Source organism: Glutamicibacter sp. NPDC087673, assembly GCF_044743255.1.
GTDB lineage: Bacteria > Actinomycetota > Actinomycetes > Actinomycetales > Micrococcaceae > Glutamicibacter.
On the sequence record NZ_JBIUWB010000005.1, the window covers coordinates 206,669 to 224,597 of the forward strand.

The 17,929-nt window shown below is 60.5% G+C and carries 14 protein-coding genes, 1 tRNA gene and 1 other RNA gene; 10 read left to right on the forward strand and 6 right to left on the reverse strand.

Annotation, left to right across the window (positions count from 1 at the left end; all coding sequences use genetic code 11):
• The first annotated feature begins 438 nt into the window (after nucleotides 1-438).
• The 3 genes from aceA to ACIOTL_RS13430 all read left to right on the forward strand — a co-directional run bounded on the left by aceA (nucleotide 439) and on the right by ACIOTL_RS13430 (nucleotide 4,667).
• Complete coding sequence (aceA, locus tag ACIOTL_RS13420) at nucleotides 439-1,752, forward strand: isocitrate lyase (protein ID WP_105659180.1); 1,314 nt, start codon at nucleotides 439-441, stop codon at nucleotides 1,750-1,752.
• Nucleotides 1,753-1,833: 81 nt separating this feature from the next.
• On the forward strand, nucleotides 1,834-3,471 hold the full coding sequence (gene aceB / locus ACIOTL_RS13425; protein WP_400343075.1) for a malate synthase A: 1,638 nt from the start codon (nucleotides 1,834-1,836) through the stop codon (nucleotides 3,469-3,471).
• Nucleotides 3,472-3,602: 131 nt separating this feature from the next.
• Complete coding sequence (locus tag ACIOTL_RS13430) at nucleotides 3,603-4,667, forward strand: alpha/beta hydrolase (protein ID WP_400343077.1); 1,065 nt, start codon at nucleotides 3,603-3,605, stop codon at nucleotides 4,665-4,667.
• Between the two features lie 6 nt (nucleotides 4,668-4,673).
• Here ACIOTL_RS13430 and ACIOTL_RS13435 read toward each other — a convergent pair whose 3' ends face one another.
• Nucleotides 4,674-5,240 carry a histidine phosphatase family protein gene (locus ACIOTL_RS13435; RefSeq protein ID WP_105659183.1) on the reverse strand — a complete coding sequence of 189 codons (567 nt, stop codon included), beginning with the start codon at nucleotides 5,238-5,240 and terminating at the stop codon, nucleotides 4,674-4,676.
• Between the two features lie 186 nt (nucleotides 5,241-5,426).
• Between ACIOTL_RS13435 and ACIOTL_RS13440 the strand changes: the two genes are divergently transcribed.
• Nucleotides 5,427-6,833 carry an amino acid permease gene (locus tag ACIOTL_RS13440; protein ID WP_400343079.1) on the forward strand — a complete coding sequence of 469 codons (1,407 nt, stop codon included), beginning with the start codon at nucleotides 5,427-5,429 and terminating at the stop codon, nucleotides 6,831-6,833.
• Between the two features lie 65 nt (nucleotides 6,834-6,898).
• On the opposite strand, the gene ACIOTL_RS13445 is transcribed toward ACIOTL_RS13440, so the two are convergent.
• The gene (locus ACIOTL_RS13445) at nucleotides 6,899-7,621 is read right to left on the reverse strand and encodes a YoaK family protein (protein WP_400343081.1); all 723 of its coding nucleotides are present in this window, start codon (nucleotides 7,619-7,621) and stop codon (nucleotides 6,899-6,901) included.
• A 122-nt stretch (nucleotides 7,622-7,743) separates the two neighbouring features.
• Here ACIOTL_RS13445 and ACIOTL_RS13450 point away from each other — a divergent pair, with 122 nt between their 5' ends.
• Nucleotides 7,744-8,433 (forward strand): DsbA family oxidoreductase, encoded by a 690-nt coding sequence (locus ACIOTL_RS13450; RefSeq protein WP_332730632.1) that lies wholly within the window; start codon nucleotides 7,744-7,746, stop codon nucleotides 8,431-8,433.
• Between the two features lie 4 nt (nucleotides 8,434-8,437).
• On the opposite strand, the gene ACIOTL_RS13455 is transcribed toward ACIOTL_RS13450, so the two are convergent.
• Both ACIOTL_RS13455 and ACIOTL_RS13460 read right to left on the reverse strand, forming a co-directional pair.
• Nucleotides 8,438-9,061 (reverse strand): LytR C-terminal domain-containing protein, encoded by a 624-nt coding sequence (locus tag ACIOTL_RS13455; RefSeq protein WP_400343083.1) that lies wholly within the window; start codon nucleotides 9,059-9,061, stop codon nucleotides 8,438-8,440.
• Between the two features lie 78 nt (nucleotides 9,062-9,139).
• Nucleotides 9,140-9,442: a type II toxin-antitoxin system VapB family antitoxin gene (locus tag ACIOTL_RS13460; RefSeq protein WP_105659188.1), complete on the reverse strand. Its 303-nt coding sequence runs from the start codon at nucleotides 9,440-9,442 to the stop codon at nucleotides 9,140-9,142.
• 273 nt (nucleotides 9,443-9,715) lie between these two features.
• Between ACIOTL_RS13460 and ACIOTL_RS13465 the strand changes: the two genes are divergently transcribed.
• Complete coding sequence (locus ACIOTL_RS13465) at nucleotides 9,716-10,756, forward strand: isopenicillin N synthase family oxygenase (RefSeq protein ID WP_105659189.1); 1,041 nt, start codon at nucleotides 9,716-9,718, stop codon at nucleotides 10,754-10,756.
• Nucleotides 10,757-10,862: 106 nt separating this feature from the next.
• Here the strand turns inward: ACIOTL_RS13465 and ACIOTL_RS13470 are convergent, their stop codons facing one another.
• Both ACIOTL_RS13470 and ACIOTL_RS13475 read right to left on the reverse strand, forming a co-directional pair.
• A complete protein-coding gene (locus ACIOTL_RS13470; RefSeq protein ID WP_105659190.1) occupies nucleotides 10,863-11,228 on the reverse strand; it encodes a VOC family protein in 366 nt (121 codons plus the stop codon).
• Between the two features lie 133 nt (nucleotides 11,229-11,361).
• Nucleotides 11,362-11,446 (reverse strand) — tRNA-Ser (locus tag ACIOTL_RS13475).
• A gap of 188 nt (nucleotides 11,447-11,634) precedes the next feature.
• On the opposite strand from ACIOTL_RS13475, the gene ACIOTL_RS13480 reads away from it, so the two are divergent.
• The 4 genes from ACIOTL_RS13480 (at nucleotide 11,635) to ACIOTL_RS13495 (ending at nucleotide 17,890) form a co-directional block, all read left to right on the forward strand.
• Nucleotides 11,635-13,176 (forward strand): DUF222 domain-containing protein, encoded by a 1,542-nt coding sequence (locus ACIOTL_RS13480; RefSeq protein WP_400343086.1) that lies wholly within the window; start codon nucleotides 11,635-11,637, stop codon nucleotides 13,174-13,176.
• A 107-nt stretch (nucleotides 13,177-13,283) separates the two neighbouring features.
• Nucleotides 13,284-13,380, forward strand: an RNA gene (gene ffs / locus ACIOTL_RS13485) — signal recognition particle sRNA small type.
• Nucleotides 13,381-13,408: 28 nt separating this feature from the next.
• Nucleotides 13,409-14,326, forward strand: coding sequence for a tRNA glutamyl-Q(34) synthetase GluQRS (gene gluQRS / locus ACIOTL_RS13490; RefSeq protein ID WP_105662409.1), 918 nt, complete (start codon nucleotides 13,409-13,411; stop codon nucleotides 14,324-14,326).
• A gap of 12 nt (nucleotides 14,327-14,338) precedes the next feature.
• The gene (locus ACIOTL_RS13495) at nucleotides 14,339-17,890 is read left to right on the forward strand and encodes a DNA polymerase III subunit gamma and tau (RefSeq protein ID WP_400343088.1); all 3,552 of its coding nucleotides are present in this window, start codon (nucleotides 14,339-14,341) and stop codon (nucleotides 17,888-17,890) included.
• Nucleotides 17,891-17,929 lie beyond the last annotated feature (39 nt).

Below are 17,929 nucleotides of genomic sequence, written 5' to 3' on the forward strand. Positions count from 1 at the left end.
GACAAGTCCAGGCCCCCATCTGGCAAAAGCCAGCTACCAGTCCAGACTCTGATACTTCACGTTTTTTGGCCTGCTGCACAACGCCTGCCGTGGCGAATCAGCACCTGCGGTTTCCATAAAATCCCAGATCATCAGTGATTCGCCGATTCTCGCAGACCCCGGAATCGGTCTGCTTTGGCTTCGCCCTTATCCAGGCTTGCTGTTAAATTTCACTCTTCTTCGCTAGGGATTGATTCAATATCGGCAAATTTCCATGCCTTGACTCACATTCAGCGCAAGAAGCGATAAATTTCCATTTTTGTGAAGAAGTGAAAATCTTAATTCAAAAAACCTCTGTTGAAGCCCTCGCACCTGCGGAAAAGTAGTTGTCACGAAGAAGTTCACAAGATCACCTTCCGATCGACATGAACCCGCAGCTTGTGCGAAGGAGCCGAAGCAATGACTACTGAAAACACCAACGAAACCTCGATCGACAACCGCATCGCAGCCATCGAGAGCGACTGGGAAAACAACCCCCGCTGGAACGGCGTAACCCGCGACTACAGCGCTGCCGACGTCGTGAAGCTCCAGGGCCGGGTCCAGGAAGAGCACACCCTGGCCAAACGCGGATCCGAGAAGCTGTGGAAGCAGCTCACCGAGGAAACCCCCACCGGCGGCTACACCAACGCGTTGGGCGCACTGACCGGCAACCAGGCAGTGCAGCAAGTCAAGGCCGGCCTTCGAGCCATCTATCTTTCGGGCTGGCAGGTAGCAGCGGATGCCAACCTTTCAGGCCAGACCTACCCGGACCAGTCGCTGTACCCGGCCAATTCGGTTCCCCAGGTCGTGCGCCGCATCAACAACGCATTGCAGCGTGCAGACCAGATCGAGTTCTCAGAAGGCATCCAGACCGTCGAAGACTGGATGGTCCCCATCGTCGCTGATGCAGAAGCCGGTTTCGGCGGCCCGCTGAACGCCTACGAACTGATGAAGTCCATGATCACCGCTGGCGCATCGGGCGTCCACTGGGAAGACCAGCTGGCCAGCGAAAAGAAGTGCGGCCACCTCGGCGGCAAGGTGCTGATCCCGACCCAGCAGCACATCCGCACCCTGAACGCGGCCCGCCTGGCCGCCGACGTAGCTGGCACCCCTTCCGTAGTTATCGCCCGCACCGACGCTGAAGCGGCAACGCTGATCACCTCGGATGTCGATGAACGCGATCAGCAGTTCATCACCGGCGAGCGCACCCCGGAAGGCTTCTACAAGGTCACCAACGGCATCGAGCCATGCATCGCCCGGGCCAAGGCCTACGCACCGTACTCGGACCTGATCTGGATGGAAACCGGCACACCTGACCTGGAGCTGGCCCGCAAGTTCGCCGAAGCGGTCAAAAAGGACTTCCCGGACCAGATGCTTTCCTACAACTGCTCGCCGTCGTTCAACTGGAAGAAGCACCTGGACGATGCGACCATCGCCAAGTTCCAGCGCGAACTAGGCGCCATGGGCTTCAGCTTCCAGTTCATCACCCTGGCCGGATTCCACGCATTGAACCACTCGATGTTCGACCTGGCCTCCGGCTACGCGAAGGACGGCATGAGCGCCTACGTCGAATTGCAGGAACGCGAATTCGCTTCCGAGGCCGCCGGCTACACCGCCACCAGGCACCAGCGCGAAGTCGGCACCGGCTACTTCGATGCGATCTCCACGGCGCTGAACCCTAACGCCTCAACCCTGGCCTTGGTGGGATCCACCGAAGAAGGCCAATTCCATTAGACCCGGATGGGTCGATGGTGCTAGCCGGCAAAGGCGCCGGCTAGCACCAGCACCATTTCCAAGATTTTTAAGGACGCTGCCATGAACTCCCCCATCACCCTGAACAACATCACCATTACCGCTACCCCCGTTCGCTACCAGGAGCAGATCCTGACCAGCGAGGCCCTGGACTTCCTTGCGGCCCTGCACACCGCATTCGAACCGCGCCGTGCCGAGTTGATGCAGCGCCGCCAGGTCAACCGGGCGCGCATTGCCAATGGCCGCGATCCGAAGTTCCTGGACGAGACCCGCGCTATTCGCGAAGACGATTCATGGCAGGTCGCCCCGATCGCTCCGGGGCTGGAAGATCGCCGGGTGGAAATCACTGGCCCGATCGAACGCAAGATGACTATCAATGCGCTGAATTCCGGGGCCAAGGTCTGGCTGGCCGACATGGAGGATGCATCCTCGCCAACCTGGCAGAACGTCATCAAGAACCAGGTCAACCTGATCCGGGTGCTGGATCAGGACCTGGACTTCACCGCACCGGATGGCCGCGAGTACAAGCTGAACAGCTACGATCTGCAGCAGCTGCCAACCATCGTGGTTCGTCCCCGCGGCTGGCACCTGCCGGAGAAGCACCTGCTGGTTGCCGGCACCCCGATGTCCGGTGCGCTGGTGGACTTCGGACTGCACTTCTTCCACAACGCCAAGCGCCTGCTGGCAGCCGGACGCGGCCCGTACTACTACCTGCCGAAGCTGGAGAACCATCTGGAAGCACGGTTGTGGAACGACGTGTTCAACATGGCCCAGGATCTGATGGATATCGAGCGCGGCACTATCCGTGCCACCGTGCTGATCGAGACCATCACCGCCGCATTCGAGATGGAAGAGATCCTCTACGAGCTGCGCGAGCATTCCTCGGGGCTCAATGCTGGCCGCTGGGATTACATCTTCTCGATTATCAAGAACTTCCGTTCCCGCGGACCGCGCTTCGTCTTCCCGGATCGCGACACCGTGACCATGACCGCCCCGTTCATGCGGGCCTACACCGAGCAGCTGGTGCGTGCCTGCCACCGCCGCGGGGCTTCGGCCATCGGCGGGATGAGCGCATTCGTTCCCAACCGCAAGGACGCCTCGATCAACGAGCTGGCCTTCGGCAAGGTCCGCGAGGACAAGGCCCGCGAAGCAGCTGATGGCTTCGACGGCTCCTGGGTTGCCCATCCCGACCTGGTTTCGGTTGCCCGGGAGGTGTACGATGAGGTGCTCGGCGAGAACCCCAACCAGTTGCAGCGCACCCGCGAAGATGTCGAGGTTTCCGGCCCGGCCCTGCTGAACATCGAGAGTGTCATCGGCAAGATCACCGAACGCGGCATCCGCGACAACATCGAGATCGGCATCCGCTACATCGAGTCCTGGCTGCGCGGCAACGGTGCTGTGGCGCTGCGCAACCTGATGGAAGATGCTGCTACCGCCGAGATCTCCCGTTCGCAGCTGTGGCAGTGGATCCACCAGTCGGCGATCACCGATGAGGGCGAGATCATCACCCGTCGCTGGGTCCAGGAACTGGCCGAGGAGACCATGGAGGGGTTGGAGCGCTTCGAGGGTGATCGCTTCGAGGAAGCCGTGGAAATCTTCGAAGCTTGCGCCCTGCGCGATGACTTCCCGACCTTCCTGACCAAGAACGCCTACCTGCGCTACCTGGATGCGCCAGCCCGCACCCTGGAAATGGCAGGTTAGGCAGTACCCGAGACCCGGCCGATAGAAAACAGTCGTCCCTGAACGTCGGCCACGCAAAGCGGCATTCATCCGTTGGTAACCAGTCCAGCGGGTGGATGCCGTTTTGCGTGTGTGGTGGCTAGGCTGTAGCCATGGCTTTCCAGTTCAAGAACCCGGCCGAGGACCTGTGGCAGCCCGATCTGCTGGGCGAGGATTTCTCGCAACGGCCGCTGCCGATGTCGGACGGTTCCACCGCGACGTTGATCAGGCACCGTCCGCGCAGAACGCTGCGCCTGCCGCCGCCATTGCGCGGGATCGCGGTACTTTATGTGCATGGCTGGTCGGACTACTTCTTCCAGGCCGAGTTGGCTGGATTCCTGTCCGATGCCGGAGCGGATTTCTACGCACTGGACCTGCGCCATTATGGACGGAACTTGCCGGTAGACCAGGCCACCAAAATCGCCGAGCACAGAAGCCCGGGCTTCACCACCGATCTGGAGGAGTACTTCGAGGAATTCGACGCGGCACATCGCATCATTTCCAGCGCGCATCCGGGAACCCGCTTTGTCCTGCTCGCCCACTCCACTGGCGGGCTCAGCGCTTCTCTGTATGCGGCAGCCAACCCGCAGAAAGTTGATGCGCTGGCGCTGAACAGCCCGTGGCTTGAATTCCAGGCCAGCGAGATCGGGCGCACCGCCTTGGCGAGGATCGTCCAGGCGGCCAGCAGCCGCAACCCCCACCGCTTCTTGCCGACGGTGGATCCAGGGTTCTACACCCGCACGGTCTCCAGCCAGTTTTCCGGCGAATGGGATTACGATCTGGGTTGGCGCCCGGTCAACGGCTTCAAACTCACCGCGGGTTTCATCTCTGCCGTCTTCAATGCGCAAGCCAAGGTGAAGAAGGGGCTGGATCTCCAGATGCCCACCCTGGTGATGCTTTCGGCGGAAGACTATTTGCTGCCACGCTGGCACGACACCGCCACCCGCGCCGACGTGGCCTTGAATGTGCAGGTCGTCGCCCAGCGCAGCATCGACCTGGGCCGGGAACTGCATTTGGTGCGCCTGCCCGGCGCGCTGCACGACGTGTTCCTCTCCTCGCCAAAGATCCGCTCCAAGGCCTACATGGCGTTGGGCTCATGGCTTGCGGTCGTCAAGAACCGGCAGCGTGATTCGCTGGTGGCCTCCAGCATCCGCCGGATTGTTCCTTCCGGCATCTAGTGCGGCTTAGCCCGCGACCTTGCTGGGCACCTGGTCATTGACCAGTTCCAGCTGCCAATCGCCGGGCTCATTGCCGATAATGGCAACCGAGCCATTGCGGATGGTGTCCAGTTTGTAGCCGGCGAAGTGCGAGAGCGTGTAGCGGATAATGGTGCCGTGGCAGATTACCGCGACGTTCTTGCCCGGGTAGTCTGCTGCAATCTGGTTGATTGCGCGCAGGCCACGGTCAACTACAGATTCCAGTGGTTCAATTCCGCCACCGTTCTTGTCCGGCCATAGCGCCAGCGCTTCGGCCTCAACCATGCCCTCGCCCTGGGCGTAGTCGCGCTCGATCAGCAGGTCGTAGCTAGGACCCAGTTCCAGTCCCAGACCGTCGGCGATGATCTGTGCCGTCTCGCGTGCACGAGAGAGCGGCGAGGAAACGATAGCGTCCCATTGGCCGCCGTCCAGCACCGAGACAGCCTCGCGGGCTTGGGCTCGCCCGGTGTCGTTCAGGGGGATGTCGCTGGAACCCTGCAAGCGGCCTTCGAGGTTCCATTGCGTCTGTCCGTGGCGGACGAATCCTAGTTTCATATGCCCATTCTCCCACCCGGCAGGTGGCCAACAGCAACCGCTGGTGGCCAAGCTCACGATGGATCTGCAACACTTAAGCGCGTCATGGCTGCCTGGAGCGCATAGGATTTTCACGGCTGTGCCCTGCCTTTGGCGCGGGCCCGTCCCCATCGAACGCACCCCTTATAGGATCCGAGCATTACTATCGTGAACGAAATAAAGGCGTCTCTCGCCCGCGGGCTGACGGCCCGCCACATCCGCTTCATGGCCCTCGGCTCAGCTATCGGAACGGGCCTTTTCTACGGCTCCTCTTCTGCTATCCAGGCTGCTGGCCCTGCCGTCCTCTTCGCATACATATTTGGCGGCGCTGCCGTCTTCATCGTCATGCGTGCCATGGGCGAGATGGCTGTCAAGCATCCGGTTTCCGGATCCTTCGCTCACTACGCTTCGCGCTACCTGGGCCGCTTCGCCGGCTTCGTCACCGGCTGGACTTTTGCCTTTGAAATGGCCATTGTCGCGATCGCCGATGTGACCGCGTTCGGCATCTACATGGGCTTCTGGTTCCCGCAGGTGGCGCAGTGGATCTGGGTGCTGGCGGTCGTCCTGCTGATCGCTTCGATCAACCTGATGAAGGTCAAGGTCTTCGGTGAAACCGAATTCTGGCTGGCTATCATCAAGGTGACCGCAATTATCGCCATGATCATTGGCGGCGCCGCCCTGATCATCTTCGGCTTCAACGCCCCTGAGACCGAAACCGCAACCGGCATCGCTACCCTGATGAGCGCTGGCACCCTGTTCCCCAACGGCTTCGTGGGCCTGCTGCTCTCGTTCTCCGTCGTGATGTTCGCCTTCGGCGGCATCGAAACCATCGGCATCACCGCTGGTGAAGCAGCTGATCCTGCCAAGTCGGTTCCAGCCGCCATCAATACCGTGCCATGGCGCATCCTGCTCTTCTACGTAGCTTCGCTGGCCGTAGTCATGATGCTCTTTGACTGGCGCCAGATCGACGGCTCAGCTTCGCCATTCGTGCAGATTTTCGACGGTCTGGGCATCCCGGCCGCCGCCCACGTGCTCAACGCCGTGGTGATCACCGCAGCCGTTTCGGCGATCAACGCCGATACTTTTGGGGCTGGCCGCATGCTCTACGCCATGTCCGAGATCGGCCATGCTCCGAAGTCCTTTGGCCGCATCTCGCGTAACGGCGTGCCGTGGATGACCGTGGTCATCATGGCCATTGTGCTGCTGGTAGGCGTGGTGCTCAACGCCCTGCTCCCGGAGTCGCTGTTCACCGTCATCGCTTCCATCGCTACCTTCGCCACCGTTTGGGTGTGGATCATGATTCTGACTTCGTACCTGGCCATGCGACGCAAGGAAGCCGCAGCGGGCCGCGGACCGGCCGTTGCCCGCGAATACGCTGTGCCCGGCGGCACCGTTGCCGTATGGATCGCCTTGGCCTTCATGGTCTTCGTTGTCGTGCTCTTGGCCCTGAGCCCGACGACGCGTGTAGCCCTGTACACCGGAATCGCATGGCTCGTACTTCTGGCCGTGCTCTTCAAGCTGCTGGTACGCCCAGCGGCGCCGATCAAGCAGGACAGCGACTCCTTGCTGAGCTAGCCACCGCGCACTAAAATATGCCTGGTTTCGCATAAAGCGAAGCCAGGCATATTTTTTATGTCTTTCTACTTGATCCCGGTGGAGGTTCCGGCCTGAGGCTCCGAGGGCGGCTCCAGGCCATGGGGTGTGCGCAGCTCCTGGAACAACGCCAGGCTGGCCCACGCGAGCATGCCGCCTGCGACGATCCACAAGCTGCCGAGCCCCAGCCGCAGGTAGGCCAAGACGCCACCCAGGGAACCCATGGTGATCATCAGCCAAAGCACTGCGTAGCGCATCCATAGCATCCGGTAGCCGCCGCGGTCCGACCCGGTGGCCAACCCGATGATTGCTCCACCGAGTGCCTGCCCGAGCTTGACCAACGTGCCGGTCATATACGTCAGGCCCAGGGAAACCTCTCCCGAACGAGTGTAGGAAACATTGACCACGCCCATCGCGGCGGCCAGCAGCAGAGCCGTCAGCTGCGGCAAGAAATTCCCGGAGATGGCCGCAGCGAGCAGCAGTGCCGCACTGGAATACATGGCCACTGGCCGGCGTAGCCTATCGAGCCGGAAGGTAACCAGCGTTGCGAGGATGACACCTGCGACAAAGCAGCCCACCAAGGACATCGCCATCGCCCATCCGGCAAGGTCCCCTGTCATCAGCGCCACGGAGGAACTTGTGGAGTTTCCCGACATGAAGGAGAGGAAGTAGCCGCCGAAGTGCACGAATCCGACGCCATCAACAAAGCCTGCCATCGCCGTAATCGTTCCGGCGAAGAGGATTCCGCGCCATCGAAGGTTCTTTGCCACTTGCCCTGCTTTCTCTCGCCATCAGCACCATCCGGTTTCTGTAGGAGCCCTGCCATTATCTCCCCCGAAATCAGCAGCTGCGAATAAGGAATGCCCGGTGAGCAAAAGTTGTTACCTCAAGCATGAGCGAAAATACTGCTGTCCAGTCCCCGGAAGACAAGCGCATCCGCGTGGATATCTTCTCCGATATTGCCTGCCCTTGGTGCTTCATCGGCAAGCGCCGCTTTGAGCGGGGTGTCGAGGCGTTCGAATACTCCCAGAACGTGGATGTCTACTGGCACTCGTACCAGCTGGACCCGAGCCTGCCTGAGAACTATGACGGCAGCGAGGCCGAATACCTCTCCAAGATGAAGGGACTGGGCCAGGAACAGGTCGCCCAAATGCTCGACCACGTCACCGCCCAGGCTGCCGCCGAAGGATTGAACTACGACTTCGCCAACTTGAAGGTCGCTAATTCCTTCACTGCACTACGCGTACTGGAATACGCCAAGAAGCATGGTGCCGGAAACGAGATGAAGGAAGCGCTGCTTTCTGCCCACTTCGAGAAGGGCCTGAACACTGGAGACCTAGAAACGCTGCTCGAACTGGCCGGAACGCTGGGGCTGGATACCGGGGAACTGCGTGCGAAGCTCTCGTCCGGATCCTACGTTGAGGAAGTCAACGCAGATATCGTCCAGGCACGCGAGCTGGGCATCAGCGGTGTTCCTTTCTTCATCATTGATGGAAAGTACGGCATTTCCGGCGCCCAGCCAGCCGAGGTCTTCGCAAATGCGCTGGCCCAAGTGCATTCCGGAGATGTGCAGACCCCGTAGCCAGCTATTTGCTGCAGACCAGCTTGCCTTCAGAAGTATCGAGCTTGCGTTCTTTTTCCAGGCCGTCGAACTTCTCCCCCAGCGCCAGGTCCACCCGGCTGCCCCACTTCTTTTCGTCGTAGATGAAAACGATGCCGGGGATCTGGCGCTGCACGGTGAAAGCCTGGGCATAGCCATCAGGCCCGGCAATGACCGCGCCAGTGGTTTCGGAGAGCGACTTCCACCCGGAAGTCAGCGACGAAATCTTGAAGCCGCGCTTTTCCAGTGCCTCGGCAGTGTCACCCGCAAGACCCGAAATATCGGTAGTGTTCAGCACGCGTATTTCGACATCTGAAGGTTTTTGGTACTTGAAATCGATGGCCGGGCACTTGGGGTTTTCGATTTTCGTCTCGCTTGGCTTCGGGCTCGCAACGGCGACAGGCTCGCCACCCAACTTCAGCGTTCCATTGAAAACGAGTACGGCGCCGGCCAAAACCGCGATCACCAGCAGGGCCATCACGGAGAAAACAATGTTCTGGCGTTTGCGGGCACGCCGCTTAGCCTGGCCGTCCGAGCTGAAACTTAATTCTTGCTCGTCGACAATATGCGCACCGTGCCATTGCCCCGGGTCATCGCGATCACGCATCATTCCACCTTGCTCTGGTCAGCCTTCGGCAGCTGCTGGCCTGAAGGCGACGTCATCGTCATCCTCGTGGCGCTAGCTTATCTAACTAGCGTCCAGATCCAATATGCGTGCGTGTATTACCGAGCGATGATGAAGCGCCGAGCGCAGCGCGCGGTGCATCCCATCCTCCAGATACAACACGCCCCGATAGCGCACTACATGCGGGAACAAGTCGCCATAGAAGGTGGAATCCTCAGAGAGCAATGTTTCAAGATCCAAGGTGGCTTTGGTGGTGACCAAGTCAGCTAGTTTCACTTGCTGCGGGGGAAGTCCGCTCCAATCACGCGCCGAAGAATAGCCGTGGTCCGGGTATGGACGGCCTTCACCTACCGCTCGAAAAATCACTATTCAAGCATACGGACAAACTCTCCAGACCCACAGACCTGCAGATCAGGCGCTAGTTGGCAGGCCGCAGGAAGGCCACCTCCCGAGACGGCGCCGATTGAGCCGGGTGGCAGCCGGACTCGCCGCGCAGTTGCCGGGCGAATGCTACACGCGAATGCGAATAATCAGACACGCAATGCGAAAAAGCAAGGATTGTTACGCCAAGGGAAACTTGGAGGAACCGGGCGTAACTTTAGCTGGTAACAATCGCGTCATAAGGTGCACTCTGGGTTTATGAACAACGTAGTCACCGAGATCCCACTGCTCGATATTTCTACCGCACGCAATGCTGACGGCTCCTTCAACAAGGATTTCGTTGCCGCGATTCGCGACGCCGCACACCGCGTCGGCTTCTTCCAGATCGTCGGATACAGCGCATATGCCGGGCAGGACCAGGAACTGCTCGACACCATCGCAGAATTCTTCCAGAAGCCCGTTGAGCAGAAAATCAAGCTCGATAACCGCAATAGCGCCCAGTTCCGCGGCTACACCCGGATGGGCACCGAAATCACCCGCGGCCGCGCCGATGCCCGCGAACAGATCGACTACGGACCGGAACGCGAGACGTTGGCGGTCGTTCCCGAGGACAAGCCGTACTTGAACCTGCAGGGCCCGAACCAGTTCCCTGCCGATTTCCCCCAGCTCGAAGAGCGCGCCATGGCGTGGGCCGAGCTGATGAACAAAACCGGCCACGAGCTGCTTTCGGCCATCGCTGTGGGGCTGGGCTTGCCCGAAGGCCACTTCGACGAGCCATTCGCCAACACCCCGTCATGGATGGGCAAGTTGGTGCACTACGTTTCGGGCGACGTCGTACCAGAGTCGGGCAACCAGGGCGTTGGCCTGCACGCCGACTACGGCTTCGTCACCCTGCTGCTGCAGGACCAGGTTGGAGGGCTGCAGGTGCAACCCTACGGCCAGGAAGAGTGGATCGAGGTGCCGCCGACCCCGGGTGCATTGGTAGTGAACCTCGGGGAGATGCTCGAAGTCGCGACCAACGGCTACCTGATGGCCACCATCCACCGCGTCATTGCGCCACCAGCTGGCGTTGACCGCTACTCGGTGCCGTTCTTCTACTCCCCTCGACTGGATGCAGTGATCGACAAGGTCGAACTGCCAGCCGAGCTGGCTGCCGAAGCTCGCGGCGTCTCCGATGATCCGGAAAACCCAATGCTGGCTTCCTACGGTGCCAACGTGCTCAAGGGATGGCTGCGAGCCCACCCGCAGACCGCGGCCATCCACTACCCAGAGCTGGCCAAGGGGCGCAAAAGCGCCTAGGCCGTGAGCTTCTGCAGGGATCAGGAGCTGCACACGCAAAACCTGTTGGCGTCGAGCTGGTGAGAGATTACCGGCCCGGCGCCAATAGGCATTTAAAGCGCCTCGCTTATTCGACGCCGGAAAGCACGCAGAATTCGTTGCCTTCAGGATCAGCCATCACGATCCAGCTCTCGTCCTCCCGCTGGCCCACATCGGCGTAGCTGGCCCCCAAAGAGATCAGGCGATCAGCTTCTTCTTGCTGCTGGGCGTTTTGAGGACGCAGGTCCAGATGGAGGCGATTCTTGATGCTCTTGGTTTCGGGCACTTGCGCGAACGTCAATTTCAGCCCGCCCGGGCCTTGGGATTTGGACCCAATACTGACCAAGCCGGCTTCTTCTTCCAATACGTCATAATTCAGCGCTTCGCACCAGAACCTCGCCACCAGCATCGGGTTCGCGCAGTCGACGGCGATTTCGCTCAATACACTTGCCATAGTCTTACCTTGCCGAAAGATTGCTGAACAGTTGCCACGGATACTACCCGCCAGGTTCTTGCAATGCCGGTAAGCGCAAAAAAATAATGTCCCGCCTCAGCGTTTTCACGATGAGCCGGGACATTAAATTCGGCGGAGGATAGGGGATTTGAACCCCTGAGGGCGTTAACCCAACACGCGTTCCAGGCGTGCGCCATAGGCCGCTAGGCGAATCCTCCTCAGTTTGCTCCGTGGAGCAGGATCCAGCATATCTAAATTCTCGCTCAATCACGAATCGGACGTTTCCACGTTGCTTCCCAGCTCATTCTTGAGGCGCCAAACCCCTGAAATTCGGTAATTTTGCACCTTTTCACCATCCCGATCTTTTCTTCAAAGGCTGCCGTTTGAACAGATTAATACTGTAAACATGAGTAAAAGAGAGGTATTTCACAGCCAAGACGACCCTCGCCGACTGCCCATCAGCCCGCCCGGGACAAGGAGTATCCCCGGAATCGATGGTCTTTGGGCCGCGAACCTGGACAAAGACAATCTCTTTACCCAGATCGCCGCTACCGCCATAAACCTTTATGACCAGTCGCCGGTCACTGCATCCGCCCAGGGCCTGGAGCGGCTGAAGACCATTGCCCGGCTGCACAGCATGCTGGATGCTGCCGAGGCAGCGGTGTTGGCCGATAGCTACGAATATTCGGTCGCCGAGACGATAAGCCACGGAACCCAAGAGCCGCTGCTGGATGAGCCCGGCACAACGGAAGAAACAGCTGAAACTCATTCTGCCTACTTCTACGGTGTCAATCGCTCCGACGAGTCGCTGATCCGTTCTTCCTTTGTTGCCGAGGCATCGGTGGCAATGCGCTCCTCGGAAAAGAAAGTCCAGGACAAGTTGTTCTTCGCCGAAGGACTGCGCCATCTTTGCGCAGACACTTTGGACGCCCTGAGCGTCGGTGAGATCACGACCAGATCCGCGCAGGAGATCGTCAAGCACTCTCAGGATCTGGCACCCGATGACGTGGCACTAATGCAACGAACCTTGCTGCCGATAGCGCGGCAGGCCGCTGACTCCGCGATAGCCCTACGTGCCAGGAAAATGCGTGAGCGATTGCATCCAAAGCCCATTGAAGAACGCCACAAGAAAGGTGCGGAGGACCGCAAGATCACCTATTGGCACGAGGCCAATGGAATGAGCGTGATTCAGCTGCATCTGCCGGTGGAAAAGGCGTTGGGCATTATCAATACGGTCAATTGGCATGCCGTACGCAATGTTGATCCAGCTGATAACCGGACCGAACAGCAACGACGGCTGGACATTGTTTGCGATGCGTTGCTCGATGGTTGGCCCGCAACCGAAGGGACCCCGCTCAAAGCTCGTGTAGCTGTCACGATTCCTGCGCTGGAAATGCTGGCCAACCCTAAACGCGCACTAGCTGACCTTGAGGGCTATGGGCCGATCCCAGTAGGGACAGCGCTGCTGATCGCAAAAGACGCCCCGTCTTTCATCAAGGTGCTCACCGATCCTTGGTCGGGGGCAGCTATAGACGTTGGCCGCGAAAAGTACCGTCCGTCCAAGGCGCTGCGTGATCTGCTGCGAAATCGGGATATCGTCTGCCGCTTCCCCGGGTGCAATCGGCCCGCCGAAGCATCCGAGATTGACCACATCGATGCATGGGCAAAGGGCGGGCACACCACGCGCAGCAATACGCATTTATTGTGCAAGCGGCATCAGATGTTCAAGCACGTGCTGGGATGGCAAGCCACCTATCTTCCGGACGGTTCAGTGAACTGGCGCTCCCCCAACGGCATGATTTGTGTTGAGCTTCCCGGCAGCGTCACCAGCGTCCAGAACTTCGACTTCGAGAAGGAGCAGACGCCCATGTTGCCTACCGTCCAGCTCAATGACCGCGTTCGACGCGTACTTGGGTGGCTAGAACCGCCTGAAGAAGCGACCGGCTGAGGACGAACAGCATTTTTGGTCAAGATCTCTGAGCCATGATTTGCAAGCTGAGAGCAAGCGCACGCCTGCCGATTTTCATCCAAGCGCCAACCTCGGGTAGTATTTTTGGTGACCCCTCGTGTGGTGTCATCCTGTTGAACTCCCCCAGGACCGGAAGGTAGCAAGGGTAGATGGGCTCTGGCAGGTGCATGAGGGGTCTTTTACTTTCTTACGCAAGCCGAATGGAGTCCACGTGGGCGCTGGCCGTTTCGCCCCTAGCCCTTCGGGGCCACTCCACCTTGGCAATTTGCGCACGGCCATCCTCGCTTGGCTTTTCGCCCGCTCCTCGCAACGCAAATTCCTACTGCGCATTGAAGACTTGGATCGTGTTCGTTCCGGCGCCGAAGCCACCCAAATTGCTGAATTATCGTCCTTGGGCCTTGATTTCGACGGCGAAATTCTCCGACAGTCCGACCGCCTTCCGATTTATCTCCAGGCCGTTGAGCGGCTCAAGGCCCGCGGCTTGGTCTATGAATGCTTCTGCTCGCGCAAGGACATCGCCGAAGCCGGAAGTGCTCCGCATGCTGCGCCCGGCGCCTACCCGGGAACCTGCCGCGATCTGAGCGCCAGTGAACGCTCGGCTAAAGCACAGAACCGTCCAGCCGCCTTGCGACTGCGTTCAGAAGTGAACGAATTTTCTGTTCATGACGAACTATTCGGCGATTACACCGGTGCGGTAGATGATTTCGTCCTGATCCGCAACGATGGAGCTCCCGCCTACAACCTTGCGGTTGTCGTCGACGATGCGTTCTCAGGCATCGACCAGGTCGTGCGCGGAGATGATTTGCTCTCTTCTGCGCCGCGGCAGGCCTATCTGGCAACGCTACTGGGCTACACGGTCCCGGCCTACGCGCACGTACCGCTGGCACTGAACACCAAGGGCCAGCGCTTGGCTAAACGCGACGGTGCAGTAACACTCGAAGAGATCACCGAACAAGGTGTGCATCCAGCCAACGTTGTGGCGATTTTGCTAGAGTCATTGGGCTTGCCCAGCACAAGTTTGCAGGCAGCCCTGGAAGCTTTCGATCCGGCGAATCTGCCACGTGAACCGTGGACCGTCGAACCATTGAATATTGTCCAACAGCTGATGCCTAAAGCATCAGGCAACTGATAGGGAACCGGTGTGAGTACAGCGCTATATCGCAGATATCGTCCCGATACGTTTGGCGACGTTATCGGCCAGGAGCACGTTACTGCGCCCTTGATGACGGCGCTGGAGAAGAACCGCGTCAACCACGCCTACCTATTCTCCGGTCCGCGCGGTTGCGGCAAGACGACTTCTGCCCGCATTTTGGCCCGTTGCTTGAACTGCGAGCAGGGCCCTACGCCCGTTCCTTGCGGCACCTGCCCAAGCTGCGTGGACCTTTCCAATGGTGGCCCGGGTTCGCTGGACGTCATCGAGATTGACGCAGCCAGCCATGGCGGCGTCGATGATGCCCGCGATCTGCGCGAGCGCGCAACCTTCGCGCCGACTCGCGACCGCTACAAGATCTTCATCATCGATGAGGCCCACATGGTCACGGCGGCAGGCTTCAATGCCTTGCTGAAGATCGTTGAAGAGCCACCGGCGCACATCAAATTCATCTTCGCGACTACCGAGCCGGAAAAGGTCATCGGCACCATCCGCTCGCGTACCCACCACTACCCATTCCGCCTGGTTCCGCCAGAGGCATTGCTGGCGTACCTGCAAGTGCTCTGCGAACGCGAAAGCGTCGCGGTAGCCGAAGGCGTACTGCCACTGGTGATCCGTGCTGGCGGCGGGTCGGTCCGCGACACCCTTTCGGTGCTGGATCAGCTGATCGCTGGTGCCCGCGATGGCAACCTGGATTACGAGACGGCCATTGCACTGCTGGGCTACACCCACTCGACACTGCTCGATGAGGTCACCTTGTCGCTGCACGAATCCGATGGCGCTGGTCTGTTCGGTGCGATTGACCGCATCATCCAGACCGGTCTGGATCCCCGGCGCTTCGTTGAAGATGTGCTGGAGCGCTTCCGCGATCTGATCATCGCCAAGGCCATGCCAGAAGGCCTGGAGAAGATCTTGCGCGGCGTACCAGAAGACCAGCTTGAATCCCTTCGCTTGCAAGCTGGCTTGGTCGGTGCAGGCGAACTATCGCGATGGGCCGATGTCACCAACAAGGCCCTGAGCGAGATGACCGGCGCAACTTCGCCTCGTCTGCACCTGGAATTGCTGGCCGCGCGCTTGATGCTGCCCGGTTCGCAGAATTCCGACAGCGCTTTTGCCGCTCGGCTGGATCGGTTGGAGCGCCATGCGATGACCGGTGGAGCGCTGCCTGCGCTTGATGAGAACGACGCTGCAAGTGCTGGTGCCTCAATGAACGCCACTCCTAACCCGGGCGCCGCGCGTCAGGGTGCTGCCGCAGTACGCGAAGTCCTGGCCGCCGCCAAATCCCGTCGTGACGGTGCACCCGAACCGGCTGAAGCACAGGGCGAACCAGTGGCTGGCGAACAGGCCCCACAGGTTCAGCCAAATCATGCCCAGCCGCAACCGCAGGTTCCCGAGGCTCCAGCGCAAATGCAGCAGCCCGTGCAGCACGCAGAACCAGTTCAAGCTCAGCGCACCGAGCAGCCTCAAGAGACTCCGCAGCCAGTTCCTGCCCCGCAGGAAACGCATCCTCAGCAGTCCGCGCCATCACAGCCACAGCCACAGCCACAGCCACAGCCACATGATGATGATCCAAATGCTCCGCTGGATCCAGGCGCGGCAGCGTCGCTGAACACTGGTGAAGCCGCTGACTGGGGCGCAACTTGGGGCCCAAAGGGCGAAAACTACTCGGTGACCACCGAGGTGCAGCCTGGTCCGAGTATTCCGGCAGCTCGTCCGGAAGGCGTGGCACCATTCAGCTTGGTTCCTGATCCTTCCAGCGGTGAAGACCTGTCATTCGGCACCGGGGTCTCCATTGATGACGTGAAGCAAAATCCTGCCATGGCCGAATTCGCACGTCGTGCGGCTGCCAACCGGACACCACAAGTACCGCAGTCGGCACAGCCGCAACAGGCACCAGAAGCTAGCCAGGCTGGCGTGGATGCTCAGCGCCACGCTGCCCACCAGGCGCAAGAACAAGCCCAACGCGAACAAGCTGAACGCGAAGCACAACAGCGCGCCGCACAAGAACAAGCCCAACGCGAACAAGCTGAACGCGAAGCACAACAGCGCGCCGCACAAGAACAGGCCCAACGCGCTCAAACACCGCAACAGCAACAGCAACAACAGGGTGCTCAGCAACCTCAACATGGTGCCCCTAGCGGGATGCCGCAGAGCCAGCCAGCACCACAGGACACCGGCTCACCGGTGGCGATGTTCCAGCAAGCGTGGCCAACGATCTTGCAGCAGTTGCAGGGCAGCTCGCGCGTCCTGCATTCCATGGTTGCCACCTATGGCTCTGTGGCAGGCTTCGATGGCCGCACCCTCACCTTGGCGTTCAGCAATACTGGCCCAATTGTGAATCTGCGCAACCGGCCGGATCTGATGAATACGCTGACCGGGGTTCTGTCCCAGGTCACCGGTGCACCGATCGAAGTGGTCCTCACCGAAGGCGGCTCCAACCCCAACGGTGGTGGTTCCCCAAAAGGTGAGCGCCGGCCAATCCCGGCGCCAACCCCAGCACCAACTAAGTTCACCAAGGCTGTAAGTTCTGCTGGGGCGGCTGCGCGCGCTGCGGCACGGGCCCAAGCTGCCGCTCCGGCACCGCAGCAGCGTCCGGTATCCGCTGTGCCAAGCTCGGCACCAGTCGCGCCTGCACCACGCGCCCATGACGGGTACGACAGCTCCTACGATGACGTCCCGCCTCCAGCGGATGAACCCTACTTCGACGAGCCACCGTTCCCAGATGACCCGTACTACGTGCCAGCTGGTTCTGTTCCGGAAGCGCAGCAGGTGCAGCCGCAGCAACAGGCTCCGGTCCCGGCCGTGGCTCCGCAGCCGACCCCGGCAGCGCCAGCGCCGGCGGCTAGTGCACCACGGAGTTTCGGTGGACCTCCGGTGGCTCCTAAGCCCCGGATGACTGCCGGAATGACAGCGCGCCAGGCTGAGGGCGGTGTTCCGAACATTGCACGTCCGGTTTCTTCGACCCCGTTGCACCCGGAAAGCACCACCGATTCCTTCGGGAATCTAGCGGTTGGCGAATCCGGGCAGCAGGCTCCACAAGCTGTGGCGCCATCAGCTCCATCGGTTCCGGAAGCCCCGGCGCCGCGGGCTGCCCAAACGCAGCCGCAGGTCCGCCCCCAGCACCAGGAACAGCCTCGCCAGGAACCGGCCGCACCGGTGCAACCCCCGGCAGCCCCGCAGCCGGCCCCTGAATCCGCTCCGGGATGGGGCGCTCCACAGGCTGAACCGGCACCGGATCCTGCGGATTCCGCACCGGCGGCCTCAGGCCGCATGAGCCGATACCAGCAGCTGATGGACCAGGCGAAGAACGCACCCAGTGCGCCGGCGCCTGCCCAGGCGGCGAGCGGCTGGGGCGGTCCTGCTTCGGCTCCCGCGCCTGCTCCGGTGCAAGAGCCCGAGGAATTTGTCCCGAGCGACGATGATATCGAGGTCGAGGATTCGGCACTGATCGGTGTTCCAGCCGTGGAACGCCTGCTCGGCGGCATGGTCATCGAGCAGCGCGACGTCAACGGGAATGTAGTGGAAATCAAACGAAGCTTGTAGCCGGCACCACGGCGAACTGTCGGAGTGAGACACTAGGGT

What these genes read in the sequence shown, in the direction of transcription:
- aceA (WP_105659180.1), top strand. Translation starts at nt 439, where the DNA reads ATGACTACTGAAAACACCAACGAAACCTCGATCGACAACCGCATCGCA.
- aceB (WP_400343075.1), top strand. Translation starts at nt 1,834, where the DNA reads ATGAACTCCCCCATCACCCTGAACAACATCACCATTACCGCTACCCCC.
- ACIOTL_RS13430 (WP_400343077.1), top strand. Translation starts at nt 3,603, where the DNA reads ATGGCTTTCCAGTTCAAGAACCCGGCCGAGGACCTGTGGCAGCCCGAT.
- ACIOTL_RS13435 (WP_105659183.1), bottom strand. Translation starts at nt 5,240, where the DNA reads ATGAAACTAGGATTCGTCCGCCACGGACAGACGCAATGGAACCTCGAA.
- ACIOTL_RS13450 (WP_332730632.1), top strand. Translation starts at nt 7,744, where the DNA reads ATGAGCGAAAATACTGCTGTCCAGTCCCCGGAAGACAAGCGCATCCGC.
- ACIOTL_RS13455 (WP_400343083.1), bottom strand. Translation starts at nt 9,061, where the DNA reads ATGATGCGTGATCGCGATGACCCGGGGCAATGGCACGGTGCGCATATT.
- ACIOTL_RS13465 (WP_105659189.1), top strand. Translation starts at nt 9,716, where the DNA reads ATGAACAACGTAGTCACCGAGATCCCACTGCTCGATATTTCTACCGCA.
- ACIOTL_RS13470 (WP_105659190.1), bottom strand. Translation starts at nt 11,228, where the DNA reads ATGGCAAGTGTATTGAGCGAAATCGCCGTCGACTGCGCGAACCCGATG.
- ACIOTL_RS13480 (WP_400343086.1), top strand. Translation starts at nt 11,635, where the DNA reads ATGAGTAAAAGAGAGGTATTTCACAGCCAAGACGACCCTCGCCGACTG.